Genomic DNA, 23,482 nt, shown 5'->3' with positions numbered 1-23,482 from the left:
GTCGGGATTTCCGAAATGAACGTCTTACACTCCGAACGCTAACCGCTTTGATCCGCACACTACACCAGCATTTGTTTCAACTTCAACCCAGCTGTCTGCTCATAGTCAAACATCTGATTAAAGTTCTGAACTGCTTGGCCTGCGGCACCTTTTAACATATTGTCAATAACACTGTCGATCATGACAACCTTTGTGTCCGGGTTGTAAGCCAATCCAATATCACAATTATTCGTACCGACAACCTGCTTTATCGTTGGCAAATCGGTTTCGGTGAAGTGAACAAATGGTTTTTGATCATACGTATTATGATAAGCTTGGCTTAATTGCGCTTCGGTAACCCCATCGTTAACGTGAGCATAAATTGTACTCATAATTCCTCGAGTCACCGGAATCAACGTGGTCATAAATTGAATACTCGAAACGGCTTTATCCCATTTATGGAGTTCCTGAACAATTTCTGGAATATGCTGATGCTGATTTGGTTTATATACCTGAAGATTGTCATTAGTTTCCGTAAAGTGGGTCGTAGCAGATAATTTTTTCCCTGCCCCGGATGTCCCCGACTTAGCGTCAACAATCACACTTTTAACATCAACCAACTGATTTTGAATCAGTGGTGCTAATCCAAGTAACGTTGCAGTTGCGTAGCATCCCGGGTTAGCGACATATGTTTGATCCTTAACTGATTCAAATTCGGCCAAACCATATTGGGCCTGCCGCAAGTACTTCTCCGGTGCGGCCGGCTTGTGATACCATTTTTCATAACTACTTTCGGTATTTAAACGCATGTCTCCAGAAAGATCGATAACTGGAAAATGGTTTTCAAGATATGGCCGGCTAAGTTTGGATGTCACCCCTGCCGATGTCGCAAAAAAGACGACATCATTATCTGCCATGATTTGTGTCGGATCATAAGGATCAACCTCGGCATCCTCATATTTAAATACCGGTGCAACACTTTCCAAAGTTGTTGGTTCAGTTAACTTATGATCATAAATATTAATTTTTTTAATATTCGGATGATCCTTTAATAATTGATAAAGGACCATTCCGGCGTAACCCGTTACGCCAACTAACGCTGCTTGCATCCAATCGCCTCTGTGTTATTCACGTAATGTGAATATTAATGAATTGTGAATAGATTACATCTTCATGAGATAAAATGCAATACTTTTTAAAAATATTCATTATTTTTATTTATTTGATAATTTTATTCATTCGTTTTTAAACTACTCGCTTGCATCATTCTGCAACAGTTGGCACACTTAGTGAATTCAAACGCATATTAAAATAATTTTATGTATAAAAATAACGAACGGGTTTTCAGCCCGTTCGCCATTTAAATTGTCAGTATGAGTTAGTAAAAATATTGTTGTTATATCATGCAGGGGCAATCATTAGGACTAATTCTCCAACTTAGCTTAATTGTTGCCTTATACTCCGGGTGCTAACCGGTTTGATCCGCACACTCTCTATAGGACTGCTCCGCTAACCATAAACCTGCATGTAAGCTAACAGCCATCAAATTCCAAGAACAGGAATTCGCCGCCTGCCAACTTACACTCCGATTTATATCCGGTTAGCTCCGCACACTCTCTAGGACTGCTTCTCAAAACAGCACCGCTCCTTATAAGAGATCAATTTGAAAAATCCAAACCCGGGATTCCCCAAATTGACGTCTTATACTCCGGGTGCTAATCGTTTTGATCCGCACACTTTTCACGCTCACCAGTTAAACAAGAACCATGCTATTCTGCGACTTTTTGATCTTCTTCCACTGGAATCTTATCCAGTGCCTGCGTTAAATCAGCAATCAGATCATCCGCATTTTCAACCCCAACAGAAACTCGAATCAAGTCCGGTGTAATACCAGCTTCTTTGAGTTCTTCCTCATTAAGTTGGGCATGGGTTGTTGACGCCGGATGAATGATTAATGATTTTGCATCGGCAACGTTTGCCAATAATGAAAAGAGTTTCAAATTCTCAATTAATTGCTTGCCGGCTTTTTCGCCGCCCTTCAGACCAAGTGTGAAGATTGAACCGACACCCTTTGGGAAGTACTTTTCAGCAAGATCATGATACTTGCTGTCTTCAAGACCGGGATAATTAATCCAGGCAACCTTTGGATGGTTATGAAGGAAGTTAACAATCTTTTTGGTGTTTTCAACGTGGCGTTCAACTCTCAATGACAAGGATTCGAGTCCTTGTAAAAGTAGGAATGAGTTGAATGGACTGATTGTGGCCCCAAGGTCACGCAATGATTCTGCCCGCACCTTGGTTGTGAAAGCTCCCCCGCCAAGATCGGCGAATACCAAACCATTATATTGTGCGTTAGGTTCCGTAAAGCCTGGGTAACGACCACTGGCCTTCCAGTCAAATTGGCCGTTTTCAACAATGACGCTGCCCTTTGTGGTTCCGTGGCCGCCAATAAATTTAGTAGCTGAATGAACGACCACGTCGGCACCATGATCCAATGGGCGAACTAAGTATGGTGTACCAAATGTGTTATCAACGATCAGGATGATACCGTGCTTATGCGCAATGGCAGCAACTGCTTCAAAGTCAATCAGGTTAATCCCAGGGTTACCGATACTTTCAATGTAGAGTGCCTTGGTATGTTCGTTGATAGGTGCCTCAAAGTTGACTGGGTCATCCGGATCAACGAAATGGGTCTTAATGCCGAGTTTTGGTAGTGTCACGTTAAAGAGGTTAAATGTGCCACCGTAAAGGGTACTTGCGGAAACAATTTCGTCACCCTTTTCGGCAACGTTTAAAATAGCAGCCGTAATAGCAGCTGATCCAGTTGCCAAGGTCACTCCGGCAGTTCCGTTTTCAAGGGCTGCAACCCGCTTGTCGACTACATCGGTTGTTGGGTTGGTCAGTCGTGTATAAATGTTACCCGGATCAGTTAATCCAAATCGGCCGGCTGCCTGTTCCGGATTGTCAAACACGTATGATGTGGTTTGATAAATCGGCACGGCACGTGATCCGGTCTCATCAACTGTTTGGCCTGCATGTACTTGTAATGTTTCAAAATGCAATTCGTTGTTTTCTTCTGTCATAATGAGATTCCTACTTTCTTATCGACTAATAAATGCGTCCAATTTTCATAAAGTTTCTTACTGGCATCCTTCCAGGAATAATTAACGGTTCCAGAAACCGGATCTGAAAAATAGTTTACAGGAGGATTAATTGGCAGATTCTTGTATCGGTCCCGGTAGTATTCGTTCGCCAATGTTTTTTCCTGGTATTCGGGATGCCCAGTGACATACGTCGTGTGATATGTGTTTGATGAAAGAATCATATGTCCGGATTGCGGTGCAGTTGCAATCACTTTTAAGTCGCCAGGTAAGTTAGTTTCATCAAGAATGATCTCGGTATGTCGAGATTGTGGCATCCGTAGAACCCCCCCGGCTCCGAAGCCTCTAGCCAAGGGAGATTCATGGTCAACACTCACAGCAGTGAAAATACCAAATAATTTATTCGGTAATAATCGTTTTTGAATACCATAATCAAGATAGAGACCTGCTTGTGCTGCCCAACATTCGTGAAGCTGCTGCTTAACATGGGTTTGCCCCCACTTAATAATTTCTTGAAGTTCATCCCAATAATCAACCTGCTTAAACGGCAGCTTTTCAACCGGCGAACCGGTAATAATCAAACCATCATAATGCCTGTCGGCGATTTGATTCCAGCAGACATAATCCGTTTCGATTTTTTCCCGTGAAGTTCCTTTAAAGTGATGGGTATATGGATACATAAAAGTGATGTCCACATCCGAGTCAAGATGGTTGAATCCTGATAAAAACTGAAACTCCGTATCTCTTCTGGTTGGCATGAGATTCAAAATCAGAATCGACACCGGATGCGTTAGTTTTTGATTGGTCCACTGATTTTCGGCGTGGAGAAAGCCGTTTGTTGCGTTTGCTGTCATATACATCAACTCCCAAAATACTTAACGTGAGTGCAACTAGCTTATTTCAACAAATCGCCAAGCTGTTTATTGAAATGATGGTTGTATGAACTTGTTTGCTCTGCAAAGATAAATGACTGCTTTAATTGAAATTGGTTATGAAACAAACCAGGGGTTGCGCATAAAAAAATTCGCCCCATAGTTTATTCAACTACAGGACGAATTTTCGTGTTACCACCCTTGATTCATTGCTATTTCACAATAACAACCTCATTAGGTACGTCACCTATGTCACTCATAAACAAAAGATTAATTTTCTTCCCCGAATAAAAGAGTCGATGAAAGTCACACCAATCGATGTGTTTATATATCATAAATGCTTCTTACAAAGCATTTATTAAGAACACTTGGATATACCCTGCAATGTATCGGTTGCTACCGGATGCGCCAGCCTTTCAACCAGTACATCAGACTCGGAGCTCATCTTCACGTTGCTGCAAGCTGCTTCTCTCACCAATCGAAGCTCTCTGTTGGGCCTGCGTTTACGTTACTCTTCTCGTCAACGTCTAATAATTCTTTAATAATTGTCACTAACTTTATCATCGTTAATTTAGATTGTCAACTGTCATTTTTAATTTTAAGATCACACATTTCACAAAACCAGCCCTCGATAGTCAATAATTATCTACAGTTCCTATAATGCATGCATCACTACTCACGCTCTGATTGTTAGAACTTTAAACTTAGTCATTTTTGACACACAAAATCGTCATCCGTGATGTCTTTTTGAAGACTATCCCCAACCAACGATATTTTATTCCTATCACAGAAACGATCATTGAATCATCATGTTTTGCTACACCAAATCTGTTTGCACGCTTATAATGATTTATATAATTGAAAAAAGTCGAGGATTGTCAACATGGAAAAATCAATCACTGAAGATGACGTGATTTCACTCTGTGGAAAAGTCGGCAAAATACTGCTGACCAGCGGAGCGGAAACCTCTCGAGTTGAGAGTACAGTTGAATATATTGGTAAAGCAGCTCACTATGACATCGCCTGTCACGCCACTATTACCGCCCTTTTTGTCGGTACAAACAATCAATCCCGCACTCACTTGGTAAAGGTCCAGTTGGGAGACTGGAATCTTCAAAAAGTGGATGAAATCAATACTGTTTCAAGAAAATTTGTTCGTGGTCAACTTGATTTCCATACTTTAAAAGAATCCGTTGAAAAAATTGATCGAAAAGAGATCGATTTTAATTGGCCACTCAAAATTATCGGAGCAGGATTCGTTTCAGTCGCACCAATGCTACTGTTTAAAGCTACCTGGACAGACTTAAGTTATGCTTTTTTTGTCGGCATCATTGGCTATTTAGGGGCGGTATTGGCAGGCTATCGCATCAAAACACCCTATGTTGCGGCGGGCTGTGGCGGCTTTATTGTTGGCTTTCTGGCGGCTACCCTTCAATTCTCAGGGCTTGGCAGCAGCGCAGGCAACATTATCGTGAGTGCGTTAATGCCACTGGTCCCCGGGGTTGCTATCACCAACTCGTTTCGAGAAATTATCGATCGAAACACCATTTCCGGTGTCGTCCGAGCAGTTGATGCAGTCATCATTGCCGGTTCAATCGGGGCCGGTGTTGTGATTGGTACGTCATTATGTAAACTGATTTTTGCATGGATCGGAGGTTAAGTCATGCATGTTCTTGTAGAATTTATTGTTAGTTTAGCCTCTACTGTCGGCTTCGGCCTGATCACCAATATTCCCAGACGATCGTTACTTCCTGCCGGCATCACCGGTTCAATGGCCTGGACCGTTTACTATCTGGTTCTTCAGGTCAATCATGGCTTAATCCTGCCGAACTTCTTTGCGGCAATTGTCATTGGAATACTGGGAAATATCTCTGCTGTTCTATTCAAGGTACCGGTTAACATTATTTACGTCCCCAGCTTAGTATCGCTTGTTCCGGGAGGCATCTTGTATCTTGGGATGAGAAGCTTCACATTGGGTCAGGAATCACATACGTCTGAATATTTATTTAACACATTGACAATTGCGATTGCTCTGGCTGTCGGCTTTGTGGTTGCCGAAGTCATTTTTTATCGAATCAAACCACTACTCATGAAATTGGTTCAAGCACCAAAAACATCAGACTAATTTATTGGAGGAAATCACGAATGGACTTAGAACAGGAATTGATGCAACGGTTAACTCAATCCGAAGACGATATCATCCAGATTAGACGTCATCTCCATGAACACCCAGAAGTATCATTTAAAGAAAAAGAAACCCATGCTTACATCAAAAACTTTTATCATGATTTAGACTGTATCGTTCGCAATTGCGGCACCGGCTACGGTATTCTGGTCGACATTGACAGTGGAAAACCCGGTCCAAAATTGGCATTGCGAGCTGATTTTGACGCTTTATCCATTCAGGAAAACAACGATTTATCGTTCAAATCTCAGAATCCCGGCGTCATGCATGCTTGTGGTCACGATGGTCATACAGCGTACATGATGGTTTTAGCAAAAAATCTTATTGCTCTAAAAAATCAACTAAAAGGATCAATCCGCATCATTCACCAACCAGCAGAGGAAGTCTATCCCGGCGGTGCCAAGTCAATGATTAAAGATGGTGCTTTAAAGGATGTTGACAACGTGATTGGCATTCACGTGATGTCCACAATGCCAACCGGCGCAATCGGTTATCACCTGGGTGACAGCCAAACCGGTCGTTCAAATTTCACCGTTACTTTCACAGGCAAGGGTGGCCATGCTTCCATGCCACAACTCTCAAACGATGCCATCGTTGCCGGAAGTTATTTTGTGACCGCCCTGCAGACCATTGTGTCTCGACGAATCGAACCAGCCGATCATGCCAGCATTACGGTTGGCTCATTTGACGGTGTCGGCACCAATAATGTTATCAAAGAATCAGTCACCTTAAAGGGCGACGTTCGGATTATGAGAGAATCAACCCGAACCGTTATCCATAAACAACTCAAACAAATCATTCAAGGAATCGAATCAACCTTCGGTGTTAAAGCGGATTATCAAATTATCACTGATGTTCCGGTTCTCTATAATGATCCAAAATTTACCGCTCAAACGGTTGAAGATATCAAAGCGGCAAACATTCCCGAAGTTACTCAAGTAACCGACTTTGGTGCTCAAGATCCCTCTGAAGACTTTTCCTATTTCGCACTGAAACGTCCCAGCACGTTTCTATACGTTGGTTGTGATGTCAACGATGGACAAACCCATCCCCACCATAGCCCCAACTTTTTAATGGATGAGCGTTGTTTATTAATTGCAGCAAAAGCTGCCGGAACGGCTACACTGCGATACTTATTTAAATAAGGGATTCAATCAGATAAAAAATGACTCATCAACTGACAAAACGGTCAACTGATGAGTCATTTTTTTATTTAATTAGGCTTAAAACAAGCTTATTTGACAATTCTAACCAGTCTGGTATTTCCTGAAATATATCCGTTGGCAACTCTGTAACGCAGTGCCCCGACATTTGAAACACTGTTTGCATGCGAATAATCGAATCCATAAGCCCTAAAAAGTTTATGATTTTGTTTGGCAAAGTGACGATTCTGCTTTGTAAAGTTAACATCACTATATCGATTAATGGCGCCACGAGCACGAACGTACCTTGGGAAACGGTGCCGTCCCATGTTGACCAGCTTTCTGTTGGCAGTGATATATTTTCCATTTGGTAGAACATATCTCGTCGTCAAATGGTAATGAACCGCTTTGACCACTTTAAGAATGGTCCCTTGTTTGTAGTTTTTAACTTTATTAGTTAAATTAACCTTGCCATAAGCATTGACACCGCGAGGATTAATAACCGTCACAGTTGAATGCTTTTTGGCATAATAAACCGGACGAACATATTGCCAGTTAGCGGTAATGTAGCCCTTCTTGTTCCGATTCTTGGTAAGATGATTGACATCACGAACTTTATAACGTAAGTGTCCCGTTGCCGAACGTGCATATCCCGTTACAACGAACATTGGCCGATAAATACGTGGTTTACGTGAGTACCATGCTTTCCGGGCTTTGGTTGAGAAGTTCTTCTTACTGTATAGCCCAATCTTCTTAAGTGAATAAACCGCCATTCCTTTTTTAGCAACATAATCAGGGAATTTCGGTTGTTGATAATCTTCACTTGGTGCACTGGAAGAACTAGATGTGACGCTCGAACTGCTGGAAGAACTTGATGAACTAGAAGAACTACTGCCAGATGGTGTAGAAGGCGTCACCGGCGTTGTTGGTGTCGTAGGAGTAGTTGGTGTAGTACCGCCACCGGAATTACCACCAGAGTTTTTAACAGTTAAAGTAACCCAACGCTGAAGTTGGTTACCATTTTCACCAGTAGCCGTTATCTGAAATTTATAAGCCCCTACCTTTGTTGGATCATATGAACCATCGGTAATTGCATACCTATAATTTTTTCCTGTTGGATCATTATAGTCTCCTTGGTAATAGTCACTATTACCCTTCTTTTGAACAAAGTTATCGCGAATTTGATCGGAACTTATGCCATCTGCTTTAGGAAAGTTCTTTCCTTCGGCTGTTGCGAGGTCAATGGTCCGATCTTGTTCTCTAAAGAATGGGGTATAACCCGTAGGATAGCTTTGTTGATAAACCAATTTTTTTGTACTGGAAGACTCCTGGTTATTATCAGTCGAAACGGCAGTAGTTATTGTCTTTCCTGTCTTGACATCATCTTTATCTGTGTCAACGTAAAAAGCTATATTAATAGTTGGTTGACCCTGAGAGGAAGGTCTAGCGGATGGTAATTGAGAAGACGTGAACACAAGGCCACCAGGGTATTTAGGATCGGTATCGACTTTTAAATCGGGATTTTTTACTACTGTTGGCCAGTTGCCATCATTTGGTGCGATAAACACTAACGCATTCTTAGGATTTAGCCCATTACCGTCTTTAGACCAAATATGCCACGTTACCTCTTTGGGCCGATTAGTAGCTGGTAAGGCCAGTTGAGCATATGCCAACATAGAATCCTGGTTGTGTACATAATCGATTGCGTTATTTGAGGGATCATTATCAAGCCAATTATCAGAGAATTTGGCGGATTCAACTGGATCAAGGCCATGCTGACCATGCAATGCCGCCCCGGTCGCATCCCCCCAAATCGCAACAGTCGTTGTTGTCGGTGTGGGGGCTATTATTGAGCCACCGGATGAATCCTTAACGTTAAATTTATATGTTTGCGTTGCAATTGCGGTAGACTGACCATTTAATGTAAAGGATGCCGTTACATTTGCATCCGTTTTTTGTTCTGCAGTGGTTTGGGCATGACCCGCCAAATTGAATTTCAATTGCTGAATTTTGTCAAAATTGGCATTTTGTTTAGCAGTGATGGTAATTGAGTTGTTATTAGCATCCCTCGTTATAGAAAACAAGTCATCAAAAGACTGTCCGGAACTATTAACCTCCCATGAGGGCGTTAAAGAATCAATATCAACGGAATTAGATGAAAATTTGACAGTGAACTTATCCCCTGGATGAATGCGCTCGCTTCCCGCCCCCTGAACATTTATGCCCAAGTCAAGGCTGACTTTATCACCGTTCCCAAGGATCACACCATTTGAGTCTGATAAACCTGAATTAATTATAATATTGCCTTTAGTTAGAAGGCTCGAACTCTTTGTAGCTTGGTTACTTGTCTGCACGACTGCATCAGCGTACGCATTCGTACTCGGCTGTACCATTCCCAATGAAAAACTAAACAGTGTCACACCTGCTATTGCCAAGCTCGTTTTATAAAGCGTATGTAAACTATAATTAATTACTTTTTGATCTTCCAATTTCTAATACCCCCATTAAAACATTATTATAGGATATGAACTATCCAAATGTAATTGTAAACTTTCGCTTTGAATGATTCAATACCTCAATTGTAACTATTTTGTATACAAGCCCTTATTCCACTAACTAATCTTCAGCAACTCAAAGCTTGTTCAATTTCTCACACTTCAACAATTGCGTTATAGTGGACATGTAACGATAGATCAAAATCATTTCAGCATTGGAGGAATTTTTGTGAAAACAGTCTTAATTCTTGGTGCAGCAGGCCAAATTTCAACTTACTTAATTGCCGACCTGCTCAAACAAACCGATTACAAATTAAAGTTATTCGCCCGTAATGCGTCAAAACGAATTAAAGTAACTGATCCGGATCGGGAAACTTTAATTGATGGTGACTTTAACGACAAACATGCCTTAAATGACGCCCTTGATGGCGTAGATGCTGTCTATTTAAATGAAATGCGTGATTTGGAAGCTGTTGAAAATATCGTTAAACAAATGGATGCCAACGGTGTGAAAAAAATAATTGTCGCAACTGTTTTGGGCGTTGAAGATGAGGTCAGAGGCAACTTTGGTCAGTGGAATAATGCCATGATCGAAAGTTCAATTACGCGTCGAAAGAAAACCGCTGCCGTTCTGAGGAAATCCGATTTGGACTACACCCAACTACGACTGGCTTGGTTATTCAATGACGACAACAATACCGATTATGAAGTTACTCAAAGCGGTGAACCATTTGGCGGTACTGAGGTTAGCCGTCAAGCGGTTGCCAAGTTTATTGTTGAAATTTTGAAAGATGATTCGGACAAATACACCCGAAAGAGTTTGGGCGTCAACGAACCCAATACCCACTTCGACAAACCTTCTTTCTATTAAAACAGTTTGTCATTTTTCCAAAAAACAAATAAAATAGTCTTAACTCAAACGATCCGAATAAAGGAACCGACTATTCAGTCAGTCCCTTAAATTCGGATTTTTCACTATCATGATTAACTTTTAAGGAGCCAATGAAATGATTGAAACAATCACAGTCTTCGATCTTGACGGTACTCTGTGTGATGACGGGCCACTTTCAGTTTCTTCCGAAACCGTTACTGCCATTCAAACATTAAAAAAGAAAAATATTCTTCCTGTAATCGCAACCGGCCGCAGTCACTATGAAATTACCACACTCCTTGACCAGCTGGATCTGCATACTTATATTTTAGCAAATGGCTGCTATATCATTTATAACGATCGACTGATTCAAAACTATCATTTTCCAATCGATAAAATCGAATCCGTTATTCGAATGGCCAATCACTACCATGACGATGTTGGTTTCTTTAATCAGCAGGGATTCGCAATTACTGGAATGAACGAATTAACTCGAAACCACGTTAATAAGAATCATCTTGATCAAGTTCCGATCTATCCCGAGTTTTTTCGACATGAGCCCGTGAACTTTCTAAACCTTTATATTAAAGATGATAAAGAAGCCCTTTATCAGTCCGCTTTTAAAGCCAGCTAAGCATTCTTCGTTACGCTCCCGATGCAGTTGACGTCATGCCGTTGGAAATTTCAAAAGCAAAAGGCCTTTTCCAAAATCCAACAGCTTATTGGTAATCCCAATCTAAAGATCTATGCATTCGGTGATCAAAACAACGACCTGAGTATGTTTTCGCTTGCTGATTACGGCATTTCCATGAAGCAATCAAGTGATCAGCTCAAACAGCGTGCCACTTACATCGCTGATAGTGACCATGGTGTTTTAGAGGGGCTGCACCATTACCATTTAATTTAATTCATTTCATCAAATGACAAATTTAATCGCCATCAATACCAACAAAATTCCCATTACCGGCTGAAGGATTTTTGTAACTTTACGGGGATCAAAATGTGCTAGAATCCTTGGCATAATGGCTGCTCCTGCCAGTGAGCCAACCATAAGTAACAGGCCCACCTGCCAAGCAATGTTGCCCTGCGTCGAGTGAAAGATCAATCCGATAATCGATAAAGCAATCAAGGTGTACGATGAGGTTGCAGCTGCTTGAGGCATGTTGAGTCCCAATAGTAACAGCCCTGCCATGACCGGACCACCACCGCTTAATCCTGCTATACCAACCATCAGACCGCTTAATGCCCCAAATAAATAAACGGTCCATGGTTTTAGGTTGGATGATGGCTTCCCCTTAAAAGACTTTCGAAGTGTCTGAACACCTAAAACAAACAAAATGATTGCAATTGCCCAAGTATAAAGTGTGACGGGGATTACGCCTGATACTAAACTGCCGATAACGGTCGCTGGCAATGCCGTTATTAACAGTTTGTTGCCATAACTGAATTTCATATTGCCGGTTCGATAATGGCTATATGTCCCAACAACTAACGCTGGCAGCGCAGTAAATAGCGACGTTGCAGCCGCACTGGATGGCGATAAATGGGCAATTCCAATTAGAATTCCCAGATAAAAGGACCCACCGCCGCCACCCATACTGATAATAAAAGCGCCTACCAGAAAGCCAAGAAAAATTAATAACACCGCCAAAGTATGCCTCCAGTCTGCTCATTACTTAACATAGATCGTCATCCCCGTAGCCGTATCTTCAACCATTGCACCTATGGGTGAAAACATTAAAACGATTTCAAAATATAAATCCCCAACACAACCTGCAGCATGGAATGCGGCTACCAAAATGAACACTGACGCATGTATGACCCCAATCAAAAAGAGTCCCCACAAGGCCAGTGTAATTAAAATCAAAGGCATTATACCGATAATCATAAATTGCCACCGCTTATACAATTTCCCCGGGTTTGTCGCATAGAGCCATCCCTTTTGTATAACCATATTTAACATGATCTCTTGGATGAAATAATTTAAAAAACAAGCCATGGATCAACCCATGAACAACCATAAAAACAATTAAAAGAATAAAGATAGACCATAGTTGCCATAAATCCATTGAAAAAGCATTAATCCCAGTTAATAACGCCATCAAAAACCAAAAACCGAAAAAAAGAGGAATTGCCATTAGATTTAATAATACTTGCAGCTTGACATGTCCAACAATATCAATCCTTTTATGTTGTTTCATTTCCTGCCTCCTATAAAAGTATTATGGCTTATTGTATCATGTGGTATATCCAAAAAGACCATGTTATTTCCGATTTACTATCCATCAGAAATAACATGGTCTTTTTAAAAACAGTTAAAAGATTGAAAATAAGCTTAAATCTTACCAACTAGTTGGGTGCCGGGCTTCAGTGTCTTTTGACCTGGCTTCCAGTTAGCTGGGCAGACGCGATCACCGTGTTCTGCCACAAATTGAGCAGCTTCCAACGTCCGCAATACTTCTTTGGCATTGCGACCGATACCCATATCATTAATGGTATATGAACGAACTTTACCTTTCGGATCAATGATGAAAACACCTCGATAAGCCTGACCGGCATCTTCGTCCAGCACTTCAAAGAAACGGGCAAGTTTTCCCGCAGGATCCGCGATCATTGGATACTTAACCTTTCCAACTTCTTCGCTCTTTTCATGCCATGCTTGATGAACGAATTCAGTATCTTCCGACACAGAATAAATTTCCGCACCGGCGTTTTTAAACTCATCATAGTTATCAGACAAATCTCCTAATTCAGTCGGGCAGACAAACGAAAAATCAGCTGGGTAGAAAAAGACAATCGACCAATGTCCCAATAAATCACTTTTGGTCACTTGCTTGACGTCGCCATCTTGATAAGCGTTTACCTTAAAGTCTTCAATTTCTTTACCGATAAAGTTCATTCAAATCCCTCCAAATATTTTTAATCTATATTCATTCTAAACTATTTTTCAGGAGTATACAATAACGATTCTAAATTAATATTGATTACAATCACCCTGCTTAACTAATCTGTATAAATTTTCTTAGCCAGTCCAAACGCCGACCAAGCCTTTGGCCACCCCGCATAAAATGCCAGGTGAGTAATGAGTTCAACCATTTCTTCCTTTGTTACCCCATTTTTCTTGGCCATCTTCATATGATCTTCCAACTGAGGAAAAAGACCTTGAGACATCAAACTGGCACAGGTGATCATGCTTCGATCGCGGGAAGAAAGTTCCTTTTCCCGAGCCCAAACCTGCCCAAATAAAACATCATCGTTTAATTCAGCGAACTTGGGTGCAAAATCACCCAAATGATCACGTCCTGCTGTCTGTTTTTTTACCATTATAACTATCCCTCCAATTTACGATAATCTTCATCCGAAACCGGCTCCAACCATTCAGGCGTCCCGGCGGTAATCGCAATATGTTCAAACCAACTATCCTTTGTCGCCCCGTGCCAATGCTTGACGCCATCATGAGTAACCACAACGTCTCCCGGTACCAAGTGCTGAGCCGGCTTGCCTTCTTCCTGATACCAACCTTCACCACCGGTAACCAGTAGAATTTGAAAACCGTCATGATGAATGTGCCAATTGTTCCGACATCCCGGTTCAAAGGTTACGTTACCAACGTTAACATTGACTTCCGGATCATTAACCAGTCCTTGTAAATAGCTTTGCCCTACAAAATATTTGGCAAAAGCCTCATTTTTAGGACCAGCAGGAAAAATCACACCATTTTTGATAGATTCATTTTTAGCCATCATTCAGCTTCCTTTCATTTCACATCATCATTTTTCAAGTATTTTAACAACCAATTGATTATCCTTGTTTTGTTGGATAAATAGTAAATTCACTGACATTAACATTTTCGGGTTGATCCACCGCAAAGTTAACTACTCGTGCAACCGCATCAGGACCAATCCCAACGGCATTATACAAGTCATCCATTCCAGAACGAGTAGCCGTATCACTAATTGTATTCAAAAGTTCCGTGTTAATCGCACCCGGATAAAGTGTAACCGTTCGAATATTAGTCTTCTCTTGGGCACTCTCCATTCGAATAACTTCCATCAAGTTTCGAACAGCAAATTTTGTTGCACCATACACACCTGCACCCGGAAAACTCTTTAAACCGGCAACGGAAGAAGTTGTGATAATTTGTCCATGCTTTTGGCTTGTAAAATCGGGCATAACCGCAGCAACACCATTCAAAACCCCTTTTAAGTTAATATCAATCATTGCATCCCATTCTTTTATGTGTAACGCACTAATAGGTGAGCTCGGCATAATCCCAGCATTATTAAAAATGACATCAATACCGCCAAACTGTGTTTTAGCCAATGCTACTAACTGTTTAACATCCTCGGGATTTGTTACATCAGTTACTTTGTATACTGCCTGATTCCCGTCTCCCTTAATATCGGCCACAATTGCTTTTAATTGTTCCTCTCTTCTTGCCCCCAAGACAACTTTAGCACCATTTTTAGCAAGTAATTTTGCACTTGCCTCACCAATACCGGATGATGCACCGGTGATCACAACCACTTTATTTTTAACTGACATGTTATAAGCCTCCTGAAATCCAGCGTGTTCACTATTCCTCATTTTTTAGGGATTCAAACCTTAACTTTACACCAAAGCATTTTGACGCTTATGCTTTACAAACAACACCTTACAACTTAAAGTGGACTTTAAGTCAATCAATTATTTAAGAAATGAGGAAAATTAATGCAGGAAATCGAAAAGAAAGTCACTTATTCTATTGGTCAATTTGCCACCATAGTTGGTCTAAGCGCCCCAACCATCAGATATTATGAACGTGAAAAATTGTTGAATCCCCACCGTGATCACGCAGATCGACGTTATTTTACCAAAACAGATGTGAGCTGGGTTAAATTTCTTCTGCACCTAAAAGGAACCGGCATGAGTATCCAGGAATTGAAATTGTATGTTAAATGGCGGGCCCAGGGTGACGCCACCATCCCCAATCGGCTTGCCTTACTAAAGGAAACCCGAAACGATTTTATGGAAAAGTACCGTCAAGTGCAACATCACCTTCAAATCCTTAATGACAAAATCTCTTGGTATGAGAAAAAAGAAACCGGTGCCAGTCATACAGAAGAACCCTTTGGAGATTATCTGACCCGGATTGGTCATTCCGAATAAACTGTTTACAAAATGGCTTTTACACGATAAAGTTGATTATAGGGGCTTGACCACTTTGGTCTCTAACGATCAGCTCTACATCATTAGACACATTGAGCGGAAGGAAACTGCGATGAAGAAACTACTTCTAACTTCGTTAATATTTGGTTCATTGATTGGACTGGCCAATTACACATTCATGGCAAGCGCCAGTTCACAGCCTAAGAACGTTAAGACCAGCTTTATCAGCAAATATGAAGGTACTTTCAGAAATAAGTTTTACAGAGTCAAAAAAGAATTCAAAGTCAATTTGAAATTTTACGATAAACAAAATACATCAGTTGTTAAAAGAGCTTTTGTGTTGCCAAAAGGAACTGTAATTGTCAGTCATGGCGAAAAATATTATAAACATTATATCGTTAACAACGACTTCAACGTTCACGCGCTGCGTCATAAACTGCAAAGGGACATCAGTAATGATAACAATAGTCAAACTAGTCGGCTAAGTTTTGAATCTCGATTACCGGCTTCAAAAGTCACCCGGATTACAGAATCAGGACACCATCTTCCAAATAATGACTGGGTATTTTCAGATCAACCATTAAAGGGTCCTTCCGACCACCTAAAAAAATAAGGTTCGCCTAAAACTAAATTGTTTATTTAAAAAAGGAATCCGTTCAGTCAGCGAAAAAATCGTTGACTGAACGGATTCCTTGATTTGTCAATTTAAACGTTAATTCGATGGGGACTTTCCTTACCGGAAATTTCCATCAATGTGTCATCCAATGATTGTTTGACCATGTTTTTAACCGCGTGGTCAGTGTAAAAGGCCACATGCGGTGTTAGAAAGACGTTATCCATATTCATCAGCTTCGTATAAACGGGAAGTGGAATTTTATCTTCCCCAACAAACGATTGGTTAAAAATCTTTGTTTCATCTTGAATCACATCAATTCCGGCACCGGCAATCTGACCGGTTTCCAGTGCGTTAACCAACGCATCTGTATCAACAATCGGGCCACGGGAGCAATTGATGAATAAAGCAGTATTCTTCATTTTTCCAAACTGATCCTTGCCGATCATATGATAATTTTGATCACTCATATACGTATGCATGGTAATTAAATCCGCATTTTTGTAAATATCTTCCTTGGTTGTATAGTCAACAAGGTCTCGAAAATCATCGTTTTCCTTAATGTCATTCCCTAGAACCCGTTTAGCACCAAGTGCCTTGAAGATTTTGGCGACAGTACTGCCGATTCGGCCAACACCGATAATCCCAACAGTTAGATTGGAAATCTCTTTTGATCGTAAGCCGTTAACAACATAATCGTTTTGCCGGATTCGTTTTTGGAATTGTGGAATATGTCGAATCAAATTCATTGCGTGGGTTAACGTCATTTCAGCAACCGCCCGTGGTGAGTATGACGGTACATTGGTGACAGTCAATCCATTTTCTTTAGCATATTTCAAGTTACATGAATCCACTCCAGCCGATCTTAAGGCCAATTGATGAATACCGTAATCATGTAATTTTTTGTATAGGTCAGAACCGTCAGTTAATTGACTGCGTTGTCGATAATCAATACCGTCGTAGCCTTCTGCCAGATGTACCGTATCATCATGTAACTCAATTGAATTAAAGTCAACTTGAACATCGGGATGTTCTGCAGCCCACTCAACAACAAATTCTCTTTCGTAATCCAAAATATTGTACGCTAAAATCTTCTTCAAAAAGTCCACCACCTATATGTAATTTGCCCGAATTGATTGAACACAATTAAAACCGGTAAAGTTATAATTTGATTAAATTACACTAAAAGAATACCTCATTGACGTTGTAAAGTCAAAGCTGCTTTAACGTTTGTCACCTCTTCTAACATGATTAAATCACAAAAATGGCTGCAATATTTCCGCAAAGAAATATCACAGCCATTTGTTATGTGTTGCCTTTAAGCATTAATCCAGATCAATTTCTGATTAATCTTCCGTCTTATAAACGTACTGCCGTGTCATCGGTAAACCTGTACCGCTTGGCGCTTTAGTCAAGAGATATTGCATCACGTCAATATTACCGGCTTCAAACGAAGCTGCAGCCCCTTGAAGATACAGTGACCACATTCTGGTAAACGGTTTTCCATACTTTGCTTCAGCCTGATCGATGATCTTGACATAGTTATCATACCAAATTTCAAGCGTCTTTTGATAATGGCGACGCAATGGCTCCAAATCGGTTAACTGAAGGCCGGCATTCATAATATGCGTCAGGTTCTCAGCAACGTTTGGAATATAACCACCAGGGAAAATGTACTTGTTCAGGAATGGATCAACACCAGCACCCTCATGTTGTCCGGTAATACCATGAATCAATGCCCGACCATCAGGTACCAGGAATTTTTCAACGTCTTGGAAATATAAACCGAGGTTTTCTTTTCCAACGTGTTCAAACATGCCTACAGATGTCACATAGTCAAATTGGTCCTTAACTTCACGATAGTCAGTTAATAAGACGTTGACCTTATCCTCCAGGCCCCGTTCCTTAATTTGCTGCTGGGTATAATCATACTGTTCCTTACTTAACGTAATACCAGTTGCATGCAGTCCAAATTCTTCGGCGGCCATAAAAATCAACGTTCCCCAGCCACTGCCAATATCCAATAGGCGTTTACCGGAAACCGGATTGAGTTTATGAAGAATATGGCGAACTTTGTTTAATTGCGCCTGTTCCAATGTATCATCATCATGCTCAAAGTAGGCACATGAATAAGTCATTGTTTTATCCAACCACAAGCGATAAAAGTCATTTCCAATATCATAATGGCTTTGGACATCCTTCTTACTTTCCTTTTCAGAATGGGATATCTTTGGCAGATGCTTTAGAAAGGGGTTGTTTGTTAAAAAACTGCCGCCTTTGCGATAGGCAGATGCTACCAACTCTTCAATACTACCGGTAATGTCAATATCACCGTTCATGTAAGCTTCACCTAAAACCAAAGTCGGTTGGGAAGTCATTTCTTTTAACGGAATTTCTTTTTTGATTTCAATCTTGACTTGCGGATTGTCACCACCGTAATTCTCAGTCTTACCATTCCAATATGTAACGGAAACGGGGATATCAAAGGCGTGACTCAGCAATTCTTTATATACAGTTTTTTCTAGCAATTAGACCCCTCCAACAATTTTCTAAAAATAAATATAATAACAGTGTAACGCTTCTACCCTAGTAAAAATCAAGTATAAGTTTCAAAAATTTTGAAAAAAGCTTTCAAAACAAGCGCTGCTACCTGATCAATCCCTCTTCTTTTAAGAATGAATCAATCTGATCATTACTATTTGCAGTGATCCCATCCAACAATTCCACATCTCCCTGAAGCAATTTCTCTACAACCGGCAAACTTTCTTCAACTTTGGAGGAAACACTTGTCATAAACGGAATGACTTCCTGACCATCAAAATGTTCCTGCTTAAAAAAGGTATGCAGCAGCATTGATGGCTGTGCCCACCAAGCAGGATAACCAATGAATACCACATTATACGGTGACAAATCAATATGATCATTAGCCAACTCTGGTAGTTGGTGTTGATCCAGTTGCTGCTTGGCCACTTCACTTAATTTAGAATAATCATCCGGATACGGTACTTTCGGCGTCAGCCTGACAATGTCGCCCTTAACCTTCAATGCGATTTCTTCGGCAGCCCGTTTCGTATTTCCCGTCATCGAAAAATATACGACTAAAACATCTGTTTTATCTGTCATTTCCCAATCCCCCCTTTATTTAAGCTTCTTAATCATCATAATACTTATTCAATTTTACTTTTAGGCAATAATTTAAGATCGGTATTGTCTTCTCTAACAATAGCATAAACAACATGGTCGGGGTCGCCAACTAATGATCCCAAATTAATTGCAGGCCATCCTTCGATTGTCTCCATCCCCTCATATCGGTCAAAGACGGCGCGCTTCAGTGTTTTCATAATTCGATTTTTTGATTCTGCTTTTTCGGCAGCCATTGCTAACGTATATCCCTGATCAAGATACATCTTCATCTGGTAGACCTTCATCAAAGTACCGTAAGTAAACTTTCGATTTTGGCCTTTTCCCTGCGCGCTTTTAATGTAGCCCTTTCGCTCCCAATAACGTAACTTGGTCTGTGAAATCCCTGTCGCATTTTCCACATCGCCAATACCCAAATGCCAATCCGTCTTTTCAAGAATTTTGGCTAATTTTTGTTGAAATTCTTTATCCACTTCTATTCCTCGTTTCACAAATTTTTGTAATGGTTTCCAATGTTGATTTATCAACATTTTTGTTATGAGACAATTTAATATCGTAATCACATTTCTTAACATTCAGTATATATTTTTAAATAACTTTGTCAAGATGGTTGACAATCCAAACGAATAATCTTATATTAGTCAAGTATCGTTTTTCAGATGGCAACAATTTTTAGAGAAAAGAAGGTAATAGATCTTGGCTAAATCGGTAGATAACAACGGGAAAAGCTACAATCGCGGTTTAATGATTGTTTTCTTGTTGATCGGAACTTTCTGTACGATCTTAAATCAGACAATCCTTTCAACCGCCTTTCCCACTATCATGAAAGCATTTGATGTTTCAACTTCAACCGTTCAATGGTTGACAACTGGATTCTTGCTGGTTAACGGGATCATGATCCCAATCAGTGCCTGGTTAAGTACCCGTTTCAATTCAAAGCCACTGTATATTACTGCAATGGTGGTCTTCTTTATTGGAACTGTCGTTTGTTACACGGCGCCCAATTTCAGTTTTCTGTTAATCGGACGTTTAATTCAAGCACTCGGTGTTGGTGTGACAATGCCGCTGCTTCAAACAATTATGTTATCAATCTTTCCGCCTGACAAGCGTGGAACAGCCATGGGCCTTGCCGGAATCGTTATCGGCTTGGCACCTGCCATTGGTCCAACACTTTCAGGGTGGGTCATTGATAACGCCACATGGCGAGATTTATTCGGCATGATTTTGCCATTATTGCTGATCGTTATCATCGGCAGTTTCTGGTTCATTAGGAACGTCTTACCAACTAAAAAGACTGGGATCGACCTGATTTCAGTTGTGACATCAACCATTGGATTCGGTAGTCTACTCTACGGCTTCTCATCAGTTGGTGACGATGGTTGGGGCAGTACCAAAGTCATTTCAACCTTAATCATTGGCATTGTCTTCATTGCGGTCTTTATTTGGCGCCAATTGACGATGGACAAACCATTTTTGGAATTCCGAGTTTATCGTTCAACGCCTTTCTTGGTTTCAGCCATCCTGAGCTCAATTACAATGATGGCCATGGTTGGTGTTGAAATGGTGATTCCACTCTATTTGCAAATTGTCAAAGGCATGTCCGCATTTGAATCCGGACTAACATTACTAGCCGGCGCATTAATGATGGGTATTATGAGTCCAATTACCGGTCGTGCCGTTGACCGCTATGGTGCTCGAAATTTATCCATTATTGGTATGGTACTACTGACACTGGGATCCATTCCCTTTATCTTTATTACTAAAGACACACCGACTATTTATATCGTGGTCTTCTACGCCATTCGAATGTTTGGAATTTCAATGGCCATGATGCCTTCAACTACTGTTGGAATGAACGCATTACCAATGAACTTATTAAGTCACGGAACTGCTGTCAATAACACACAGCGTCAAGTTGCAAGTTCTGTCGGAACCGCAATCTTAATCAGTATTTTGACAAATGTTACCAACAGTGACAAGCCGGCACATCATTTATTAACAACTAATCCGCTTCAATATAAAGACGACTTTTTCAATGCAACTTTGGGTGGCTACCACGCCGCATTCGTCGTTGCTGTCGTCTTCTGTTTAATGGCTCTTGTAACATCGTTCTTCTTGAAGAACCGTGCTTCATCCGCTGATTACACGACTAAAAACGGGGGTGACAAGTAATGATTTTAGTAACCTTAATTATTTGTGCCATTCTTTCGTTTTTGTGCTTTGTTTACATTCAAAACAAACCGCTCAGTTGGATTTTAACCATTCTTTCCGTCATCGGAATGATCATCTCAACGGTTTATATCGTTAAAAATGATAAAGATCATTTTGGGATGAAACAAGAAACAAAGACCACGTATCAGCCGCTTCATTCTGTCAGTCCTTCAAAACAAATGAAGATGCTGCTTTATCAACCAATCGGTACAGCTAATAAGCATCAGGTTTACATTTATCAAACATCTGAAAACGCAAAGAAGAAATCGCATACTACCGTTAATGACACTACTAATCAAGTCATTAAAAGAAGCGGCAATCCACGAATCGAAACCCAAACAACCCGTTGGAGATATAAAGACGGTGCCTCAAAGCTCTGGTTCGGTATTGCCGCGGAAAATGGCAAGTTGATTAAACGTCACAATAAAATCTACGTTAATAAAGACTGGCTGGTCCTTTCTACCGATCAAGCCAAAGCACTTCAAAAAAAGCTAAAAGATAAAACGTATCAGGCACAGCTAAAGGCACAAGGAAAAGCTTTCGTTACCAAACAGATTATGGCAGCGATGAAGGAAAATCCAAAGATGTCCAAAGCACAACAGGCCAAGCTTCAAAAGCAGGCAACAGCTGAATTTCAAGCTCAAGCTATGCAGAAGCTGATTCGTTCTATCAAAAAATAAAGTGTCACTACTCGACACCATTTAGAAAGCCCCGATTAACAGCTGACAATTATCAGTTGTTAATCGGGGCTTTTCCGTTACGCTCTTCTCGTCAAATACCAAACATCTTCTTTAATTCTTTTCTGAGTTGAACCACAAGCCAAGTTATTATAATAGAATTAAATTAATCAGTTATAAAATTATAGTCAAAGGATGGTCATTGTAAATGAAATTTATTTCATGGAACGTCAATGGGTTGCGTGCAGTTGTTAAAAAAGACTTCGCCGAAATTTTCCAAAAGTTGGACGCTGACTTTTTCTGTATTCAGGAGACCAAGATGCAGGAAGGTCAGCTCAAACTGGATTTACCCGGATACCGACAATATTTTAACTACGCTGAACGTAAAGGATATTCAGGAACAGCAATCTTTGCCAAAGATGAACCGTTAACCGTCAGTTATGGCATTCAGGCGCCGGAATTTGACCATGAGGGTCGAGCCATCACATTGGAATATCCCAACTTTTACTTAGTTACCAGTTACGTTCCGAATTCCGGTGCTAAATTAAAACGTTTGGACTTTCGAATGGGTTGGGACAAGGCTTTTCATGCCTATTTAAACCAATTAGACAGTCACAAACCTGTTATCCTTTGTGGAGACTTAAATGTCGCCCATCATGAAATCGATCTTAAGAACCCTCAATCCAATCACCATAATGCCGGTTTTACAGATGAAGAGCGTCAATCATTCACCAAGTTGTTGGATCAGGGATTCATGGATACTTTCCGTCATTTCTATCCGGACAAAGAAGATATCTATTCTTGGTGGAGTTATCGATTCCATTCACGTGATAGAAACGCGGGCTGGCGGATTGACTATTTTGTCACCAGCAAACGGCTTGCCGATCACATTTCAGATTCAAAAATCCTAACAGATATTTTTGGATCCGACCATTGTCCGGTTGAACTCTTAACAAACACCTTATAAAAAGTTGAAACATCATCACCCCGCTCACTTATTGCCTTGTATTAAGACAATTTGTGTTGTGGTGATGTTGATGTTTCAAC

Annotated in this window: 24 protein-coding genes and 1 pseudogene; 10 read left to right on the top strand and 15 right to left on the bottom strand. The window is 40.6% G+C overall.

Annotated features, from left to right (window positions below):
- Positions 1-59 precede the first annotated feature (59 nt).
- The 3 genes from argC to HMPREF0519_RS08910 all read right to left on the bottom strand — a co-directional run bounded on the left by argC (position 60) and on the right by HMPREF0519_RS08910 (position 3,940).
- A complete protein-coding gene (gene argC, locus HMPREF0519_RS08920) occupies positions 60-1,088 on the bottom strand; it encodes an N-acetyl-gamma-glutamyl-phosphate reductase (protein ID WP_003635603.1) in 1,029 nt (342 codons plus the stop codon).
- Positions 1,089-1,748: 660 nt separating this feature from the next.
- The gene (locus HMPREF0519_RS08915) at positions 1,749-3,062 is read right to left on the bottom strand and encodes an O-acetylhomoserine aminocarboxypropyltransferase/cysteine synthase family protein (protein ID WP_003635602.1); all 1,314 of its coding nucleotides are present in this window, start codon (positions 3,060-3,062) and stop codon (positions 1,749-1,751) included.
- Entirely contained in the window at positions 3,059-3,940 is an 882-nt protein-coding gene (locus tag HMPREF0519_RS08910; RefSeq protein WP_003635600.1) for a homoserine O-acetyltransferase/O-succinyltransferase family protein, read from the bottom strand. The genes HMPREF0519_RS08915 and HMPREF0519_RS08910 overlap by 4 nt, the downstream gene beginning before the upstream one ends.
- Positions 3,941-4,835: 895 nt before the next feature.
- Here HMPREF0519_RS08910 and HMPREF0519_RS08905 point away from each other — a divergent pair.
- From HMPREF0519_RS08905 to HMPREF0519_RS08895, 3 genes are read left to right on the top strand one after another with little or no spacing between them, the layout of a single operon-like run.
- On the top strand, positions 4,836-5,612 hold the full coding sequence (locus tag HMPREF0519_RS08905) for a threonine/serine exporter family protein (protein ID WP_003635597.1): 777 nt from the start codon (positions 4,836-4,838) through the stop codon (positions 5,610-5,612).
- Positions 5,613-5,615: 3 nt separating this feature from the next.
- The gene (locus HMPREF0519_RS08900) at positions 5,616-6,077 is read left to right on the top strand and encodes a threonine/serine exporter family protein (RefSeq protein WP_003559405.1); all 462 of its coding nucleotides are present in this window, start codon (positions 5,616-5,618) and stop codon (positions 6,075-6,077) included.
- 20 nt (positions 6,078-6,097) lie between these two features.
- Positions 6,098-7,282 (top strand): amidohydrolase, encoded by a 1,185-nt coding sequence (locus HMPREF0519_RS08895; protein ID WP_003635595.1) that lies wholly within the window; start codon positions 6,098-6,100, stop codon positions 7,280-7,282.
- An 89-nt stretch (positions 7,283-7,371) separates the two neighbouring features.
- Here the strand turns inward: HMPREF0519_RS08895 and HMPREF0519_RS08890 are convergent, their stop codons facing one another.
- Positions 7,372-9,768: a DUF5776 domain-containing protein gene (locus HMPREF0519_RS08890; RefSeq protein ID WP_003635593.1), complete on the bottom strand. Its 2,397-nt coding sequence runs from the start codon at positions 9,766-9,768 to the stop codon at positions 7,372-7,374.
- A gap of 235 nt (positions 9,769-10,003) precedes the next feature.
- Here HMPREF0519_RS08890 and HMPREF0519_RS08885 point away from each other — a divergent pair, with 235 nt between their 5' ends.
- Positions 10,004-10,645: an NAD(P)H-binding protein gene (locus tag HMPREF0519_RS08885; protein ID WP_187117486.1), complete on the top strand. Its 642-nt coding sequence runs from the start codon at positions 10,004-10,006 to the stop codon at positions 10,643-10,645.
- 136 nt (positions 10,646-10,781) lie between these two features.
- Positions 10,782-11,552 (top strand): annotated as a pseudogene (locus HMPREF0519_RS08880) (HAD-IIB family hydrolase).
- 9 nt (positions 11,553-11,561) lie between these two features.
- Here HMPREF0519_RS08880 and HMPREF0519_RS08875 read toward each other — a convergent pair.
- The 7 genes from HMPREF0519_RS08875 to HMPREF0519_RS08850 form a co-directional block, all read right to left on the bottom strand.
- On the bottom strand, positions 11,562-12,296 hold the full coding sequence (locus tag HMPREF0519_RS08875) for a sulfite exporter TauE/SafE family protein (RefSeq protein WP_003635588.1): 735 nt from the start codon (positions 12,294-12,296) through the stop codon (positions 11,562-11,564).
- A 21-nt stretch (positions 12,297-12,317) separates the two neighbouring features.
- A complete protein-coding gene (locus HMPREF0519_RS14410) occupies positions 12,318-12,599 on the bottom strand; it encodes a DUF3267 domain-containing protein (protein WP_233419330.1) in 282 nt (93 codons plus the stop codon).
- Positions 12,547-12,846, bottom strand: a complete 300-nt coding sequence (locus tag HMPREF0519_RS14405) for a hypothetical protein (protein WP_003635584.1) — start codon at positions 12,844-12,846, stop codon at positions 12,547-12,549. The genes HMPREF0519_RS14410 and HMPREF0519_RS14405 overlap by 53 nt, the downstream gene beginning before the upstream one ends.
- A gap of 134 nt (positions 12,847-12,980) precedes the next feature.
- Positions 12,981-13,544, bottom strand: coding sequence for an alkyl hydroperoxide reductase subunit C (ahpC, locus tag HMPREF0519_RS08865; protein WP_003635582.1), 564 nt, complete (start codon positions 13,542-13,544; stop codon positions 12,981-12,983).
- Positions 13,545-13,648: 104 nt separating this feature from the next.
- Complete coding sequence (locus HMPREF0519_RS08860) at positions 13,649-13,969, bottom strand: carboxymuconolactone decarboxylase family protein (RefSeq protein WP_003635580.1); 321 nt, start codon at positions 13,967-13,969, stop codon at positions 13,649-13,651.
- Positions 13,970-13,974: 5 nt separating this feature from the next.
- Positions 13,975-14,388, bottom strand: a complete 414-nt coding sequence (locus HMPREF0519_RS08855) for a cupin domain-containing protein (RefSeq protein ID WP_190870472.1) — start codon at positions 14,386-14,388, stop codon at positions 13,975-13,977.
- A gap of 58 nt (positions 14,389-14,446) precedes the next feature.
- Positions 14,447-15,190 (bottom strand): SDR family oxidoreductase, encoded by a 744-nt coding sequence (locus tag HMPREF0519_RS08850; protein WP_133281509.1) that lies wholly within the window; start codon positions 15,188-15,190, stop codon positions 14,447-14,449.
- 165 nt (positions 15,191-15,355) lie between these two features.
- Here HMPREF0519_RS08850 and HMPREF0519_RS08845 point away from each other — a divergent pair, with 165 nt between their 5' ends.
- Both HMPREF0519_RS08845 and HMPREF0519_RS08840 read left to right on the top strand, forming a co-directional pair.
- Entirely contained in the window at positions 15,356-15,793 is a 438-nt protein-coding gene (locus HMPREF0519_RS08845; RefSeq protein ID WP_003635576.1) for a MerR family transcriptional regulator, read from the top strand.
- A gap of 112 nt (positions 15,794-15,905) precedes the next feature.
- Positions 15,906-16,406: a hypothetical protein gene (locus tag HMPREF0519_RS08840; RefSeq protein WP_225428976.1), complete on the top strand. Its 501-nt coding sequence runs from the start codon at positions 15,906-15,908 to the stop codon at positions 16,404-16,406.
- A gap of 92 nt (positions 16,407-16,498) precedes the next feature.
- Here the strand turns inward: HMPREF0519_RS08840 and HMPREF0519_RS08835 are convergent, their stop codons facing one another.
- The 4 genes from HMPREF0519_RS08835 to HMPREF0519_RS08820 form a co-directional block, all read right to left on the bottom strand.
- A complete protein-coding gene (locus HMPREF0519_RS08835) occupies positions 16,499-17,518 on the bottom strand; it encodes a D-2-hydroxyacid dehydrogenase (protein ID WP_003635571.1) in 1,020 nt (339 codons plus the stop codon).
- Positions 17,519-17,752: 234 nt separating this feature from the next.
- Complete coding sequence (locus HMPREF0519_RS08830; protein WP_003559376.1) at positions 17,753-18,934, bottom strand: SAM-dependent methyltransferase; 1,182 nt, start codon at positions 18,932-18,934, stop codon at positions 17,753-17,755.
- Positions 18,935-19,052: 118 nt separating this feature from the next.
- Entirely contained in the window at positions 19,053-19,529 is a 477-nt protein-coding gene (locus HMPREF0519_RS08825) for a flavodoxin (RefSeq protein WP_003635569.1), read from the bottom strand.
- 44 nt (positions 19,530-19,573) lie between these two features.
- On the bottom strand, positions 19,574-20,122 hold the full coding sequence (locus HMPREF0519_RS08820; protein ID WP_003559373.1) for a MerR family transcriptional regulator: 549 nt from the start codon (positions 20,120-20,122) through the stop codon (positions 19,574-19,576).
- A gap of 121 nt (positions 20,123-20,243) precedes the next feature.
- Here HMPREF0519_RS08820 and HMPREF0519_RS08815 point away from each other — a divergent pair, with 121 nt between their 5' ends.
- The 3 genes from HMPREF0519_RS08815 to HMPREF0519_RS08805 all read left to right on the top strand — a co-directional run bounded on the left by HMPREF0519_RS08815 (position 20,244) and on the right by HMPREF0519_RS08805 (position 23,402).
- Positions 20,244-21,719 carry an MDR family MFS transporter gene (locus HMPREF0519_RS08815; RefSeq protein WP_003559371.1) on the top strand — a complete coding sequence of 492 codons (1,476 nt, stop codon included), beginning with the start codon at positions 20,244-20,246 and terminating at the stop codon, positions 21,717-21,719.
- On the top strand, positions 21,719-22,438 hold the full coding sequence (locus HMPREF0519_RS08810; protein WP_003635566.1) for a DUF4811 domain-containing protein: 720 nt from the start codon (positions 21,719-21,721) through the stop codon (positions 22,436-22,438). The genes HMPREF0519_RS08815 and HMPREF0519_RS08810 overlap by 1 nt, the downstream gene beginning before the upstream one ends.
- A 205-nt stretch (positions 22,439-22,643) precedes the next feature.
- Positions 22,644-23,402, top strand: coding sequence for an exodeoxyribonuclease III (locus HMPREF0519_RS08805; RefSeq protein ID WP_003635564.1), 759 nt, complete (start codon positions 22,644-22,646; stop codon positions 23,400-23,402).
- Positions 23,403-23,482 lie beyond the last annotated feature (80 nt).

Origin of the sequence: Lentilactobacillus hilgardii DSM 20176 = ATCC 8290, assembly GCF_000159315.1 — a bacterium.
Classification (GTDB): domain Bacteria; phylum Bacillota; class Bacilli; order Lactobacillales; family Lactobacillaceae; genus Lentilactobacillus; species Lentilactobacillus hilgardii.
The sequence above is the reverse complement of the archived record's forward strand: the minus strand, read 5'-3'. Positions and strand labels throughout refer to the sequence as shown.

What these genes read in the sequence shown, in the direction of transcription:
- HMPREF0519_RS14410 (WP_233419330.1), bottom strand. Translation starts at nt 12,599, where the DNA reads ATGGTTATACAAAAGGGATGGCTCTATGCGACAAACCCGGGGAAATTG.
- argC (WP_003635603.1), bottom strand. Translation starts at nt 1,088, where the DNA reads ATGCAAGCAGCGTTAGTTGGCGTAACGGGTTACGCCGGAATGGTCCTT.
- HMPREF0519_RS08825 (WP_003635569.1), bottom strand. Translation starts at nt 19,529, where the DNA reads ATGACAGATAAAACAGATGTTTTAGTCGTATATTTTTCGATGACGGGA.
- HMPREF0519_RS08810 (WP_003635566.1), top strand. Translation starts at nt 21,719, where the DNA reads ATGATTTTAGTAACCTTAATTATTTGTGCCATTCTTTCGTTTTTGTGC.
- HMPREF0519_RS08805 (WP_003635564.1), top strand. Translation starts at nt 22,644, where the DNA reads ATGAAATTTATTTCATGGAACGTCAATGGGTTGCGTGCAGTTGTTAAA.
- HMPREF0519_RS08900 (WP_003559405.1), top strand. Translation starts at nt 5,616, where the DNA reads ATGCATGTTCTTGTAGAATTTATTGTTAGTTTAGCCTCTACTGTCGGC.
- HMPREF0519_RS08820 (WP_003559373.1), bottom strand. Translation starts at nt 20,122, where the DNA reads ATGTTAAGAAATGTGATTACGATATTAAATTGTCTCATAACAAAAATG.
- HMPREF0519_RS14405 (WP_003635584.1), bottom strand. Translation starts at nt 12,846, where the DNA reads ATGAAACAACATAAAAGGATTGATATTGTTGGACATGTCAAGCTGCAA.
- ahpC (WP_003635582.1), bottom strand. Translation starts at nt 13,544, where the DNA reads ATGAACTTTATCGGTAAAGAAATTGAAGACTTTAAGGTAAACGCTTAT.
- HMPREF0519_RS08895 (WP_003635595.1), top strand. Translation starts at nt 6,098, where the DNA reads ATGGACTTAGAACAGGAATTGATGCAACGGTTAACTCAATCCGAAGAC.
- HMPREF0519_RS08860 (WP_003635580.1), bottom strand. Translation starts at nt 13,969, where the DNA reads ATGGTAAAAAAACAGACAGCAGGACGTGATCATTTGGGTGATTTTGCA.
- HMPREF0519_RS08840 (WP_225428976.1), top strand. Translation starts at nt 15,906, where the DNA reads ATGAAGAAACTACTTCTAACTTCGTTAATATTTGGTTCATTGATTGGA.
- HMPREF0519_RS08905 (WP_003635597.1), top strand. Translation starts at nt 4,836, where the DNA reads ATGGAAAAATCAATCACTGAAGATGACGTGATTTCACTCTGTGGAAAA.
- HMPREF0519_RS08915 (WP_003635602.1), bottom strand. Translation starts at nt 3,062, where the DNA reads ATGACAGAAGAAAACAACGAATTGCATTTTGAAACATTACAAGTACAT.
- HMPREF0519_RS08845 (WP_003635576.1), top strand. Translation starts at nt 15,356, where the DNA reads ATGCAGGAAATCGAAAAGAAAGTCACTTATTCTATTGGTCAATTTGCC.
- HMPREF0519_RS08855 (WP_190870472.1), bottom strand. Translation starts at nt 14,388, where the DNA reads ATGGCTAAAAATGAATCTATCAAAAATGGTGTGATTTTTCCTGCTGGT.
- HMPREF0519_RS08850 (WP_133281509.1), bottom strand. Translation starts at nt 15,190, where the DNA reads ATGTCAGTTAAAAATAAAGTGGTTGTGATCACCGGTGCATCATCCGGT.
- HMPREF0519_RS08910 (WP_003635600.1), bottom strand. Translation starts at nt 3,940, where the DNA reads ATGTATATGACAGCAAACGCAACAAACGGCTTTCTCCACGCCGAAAAT.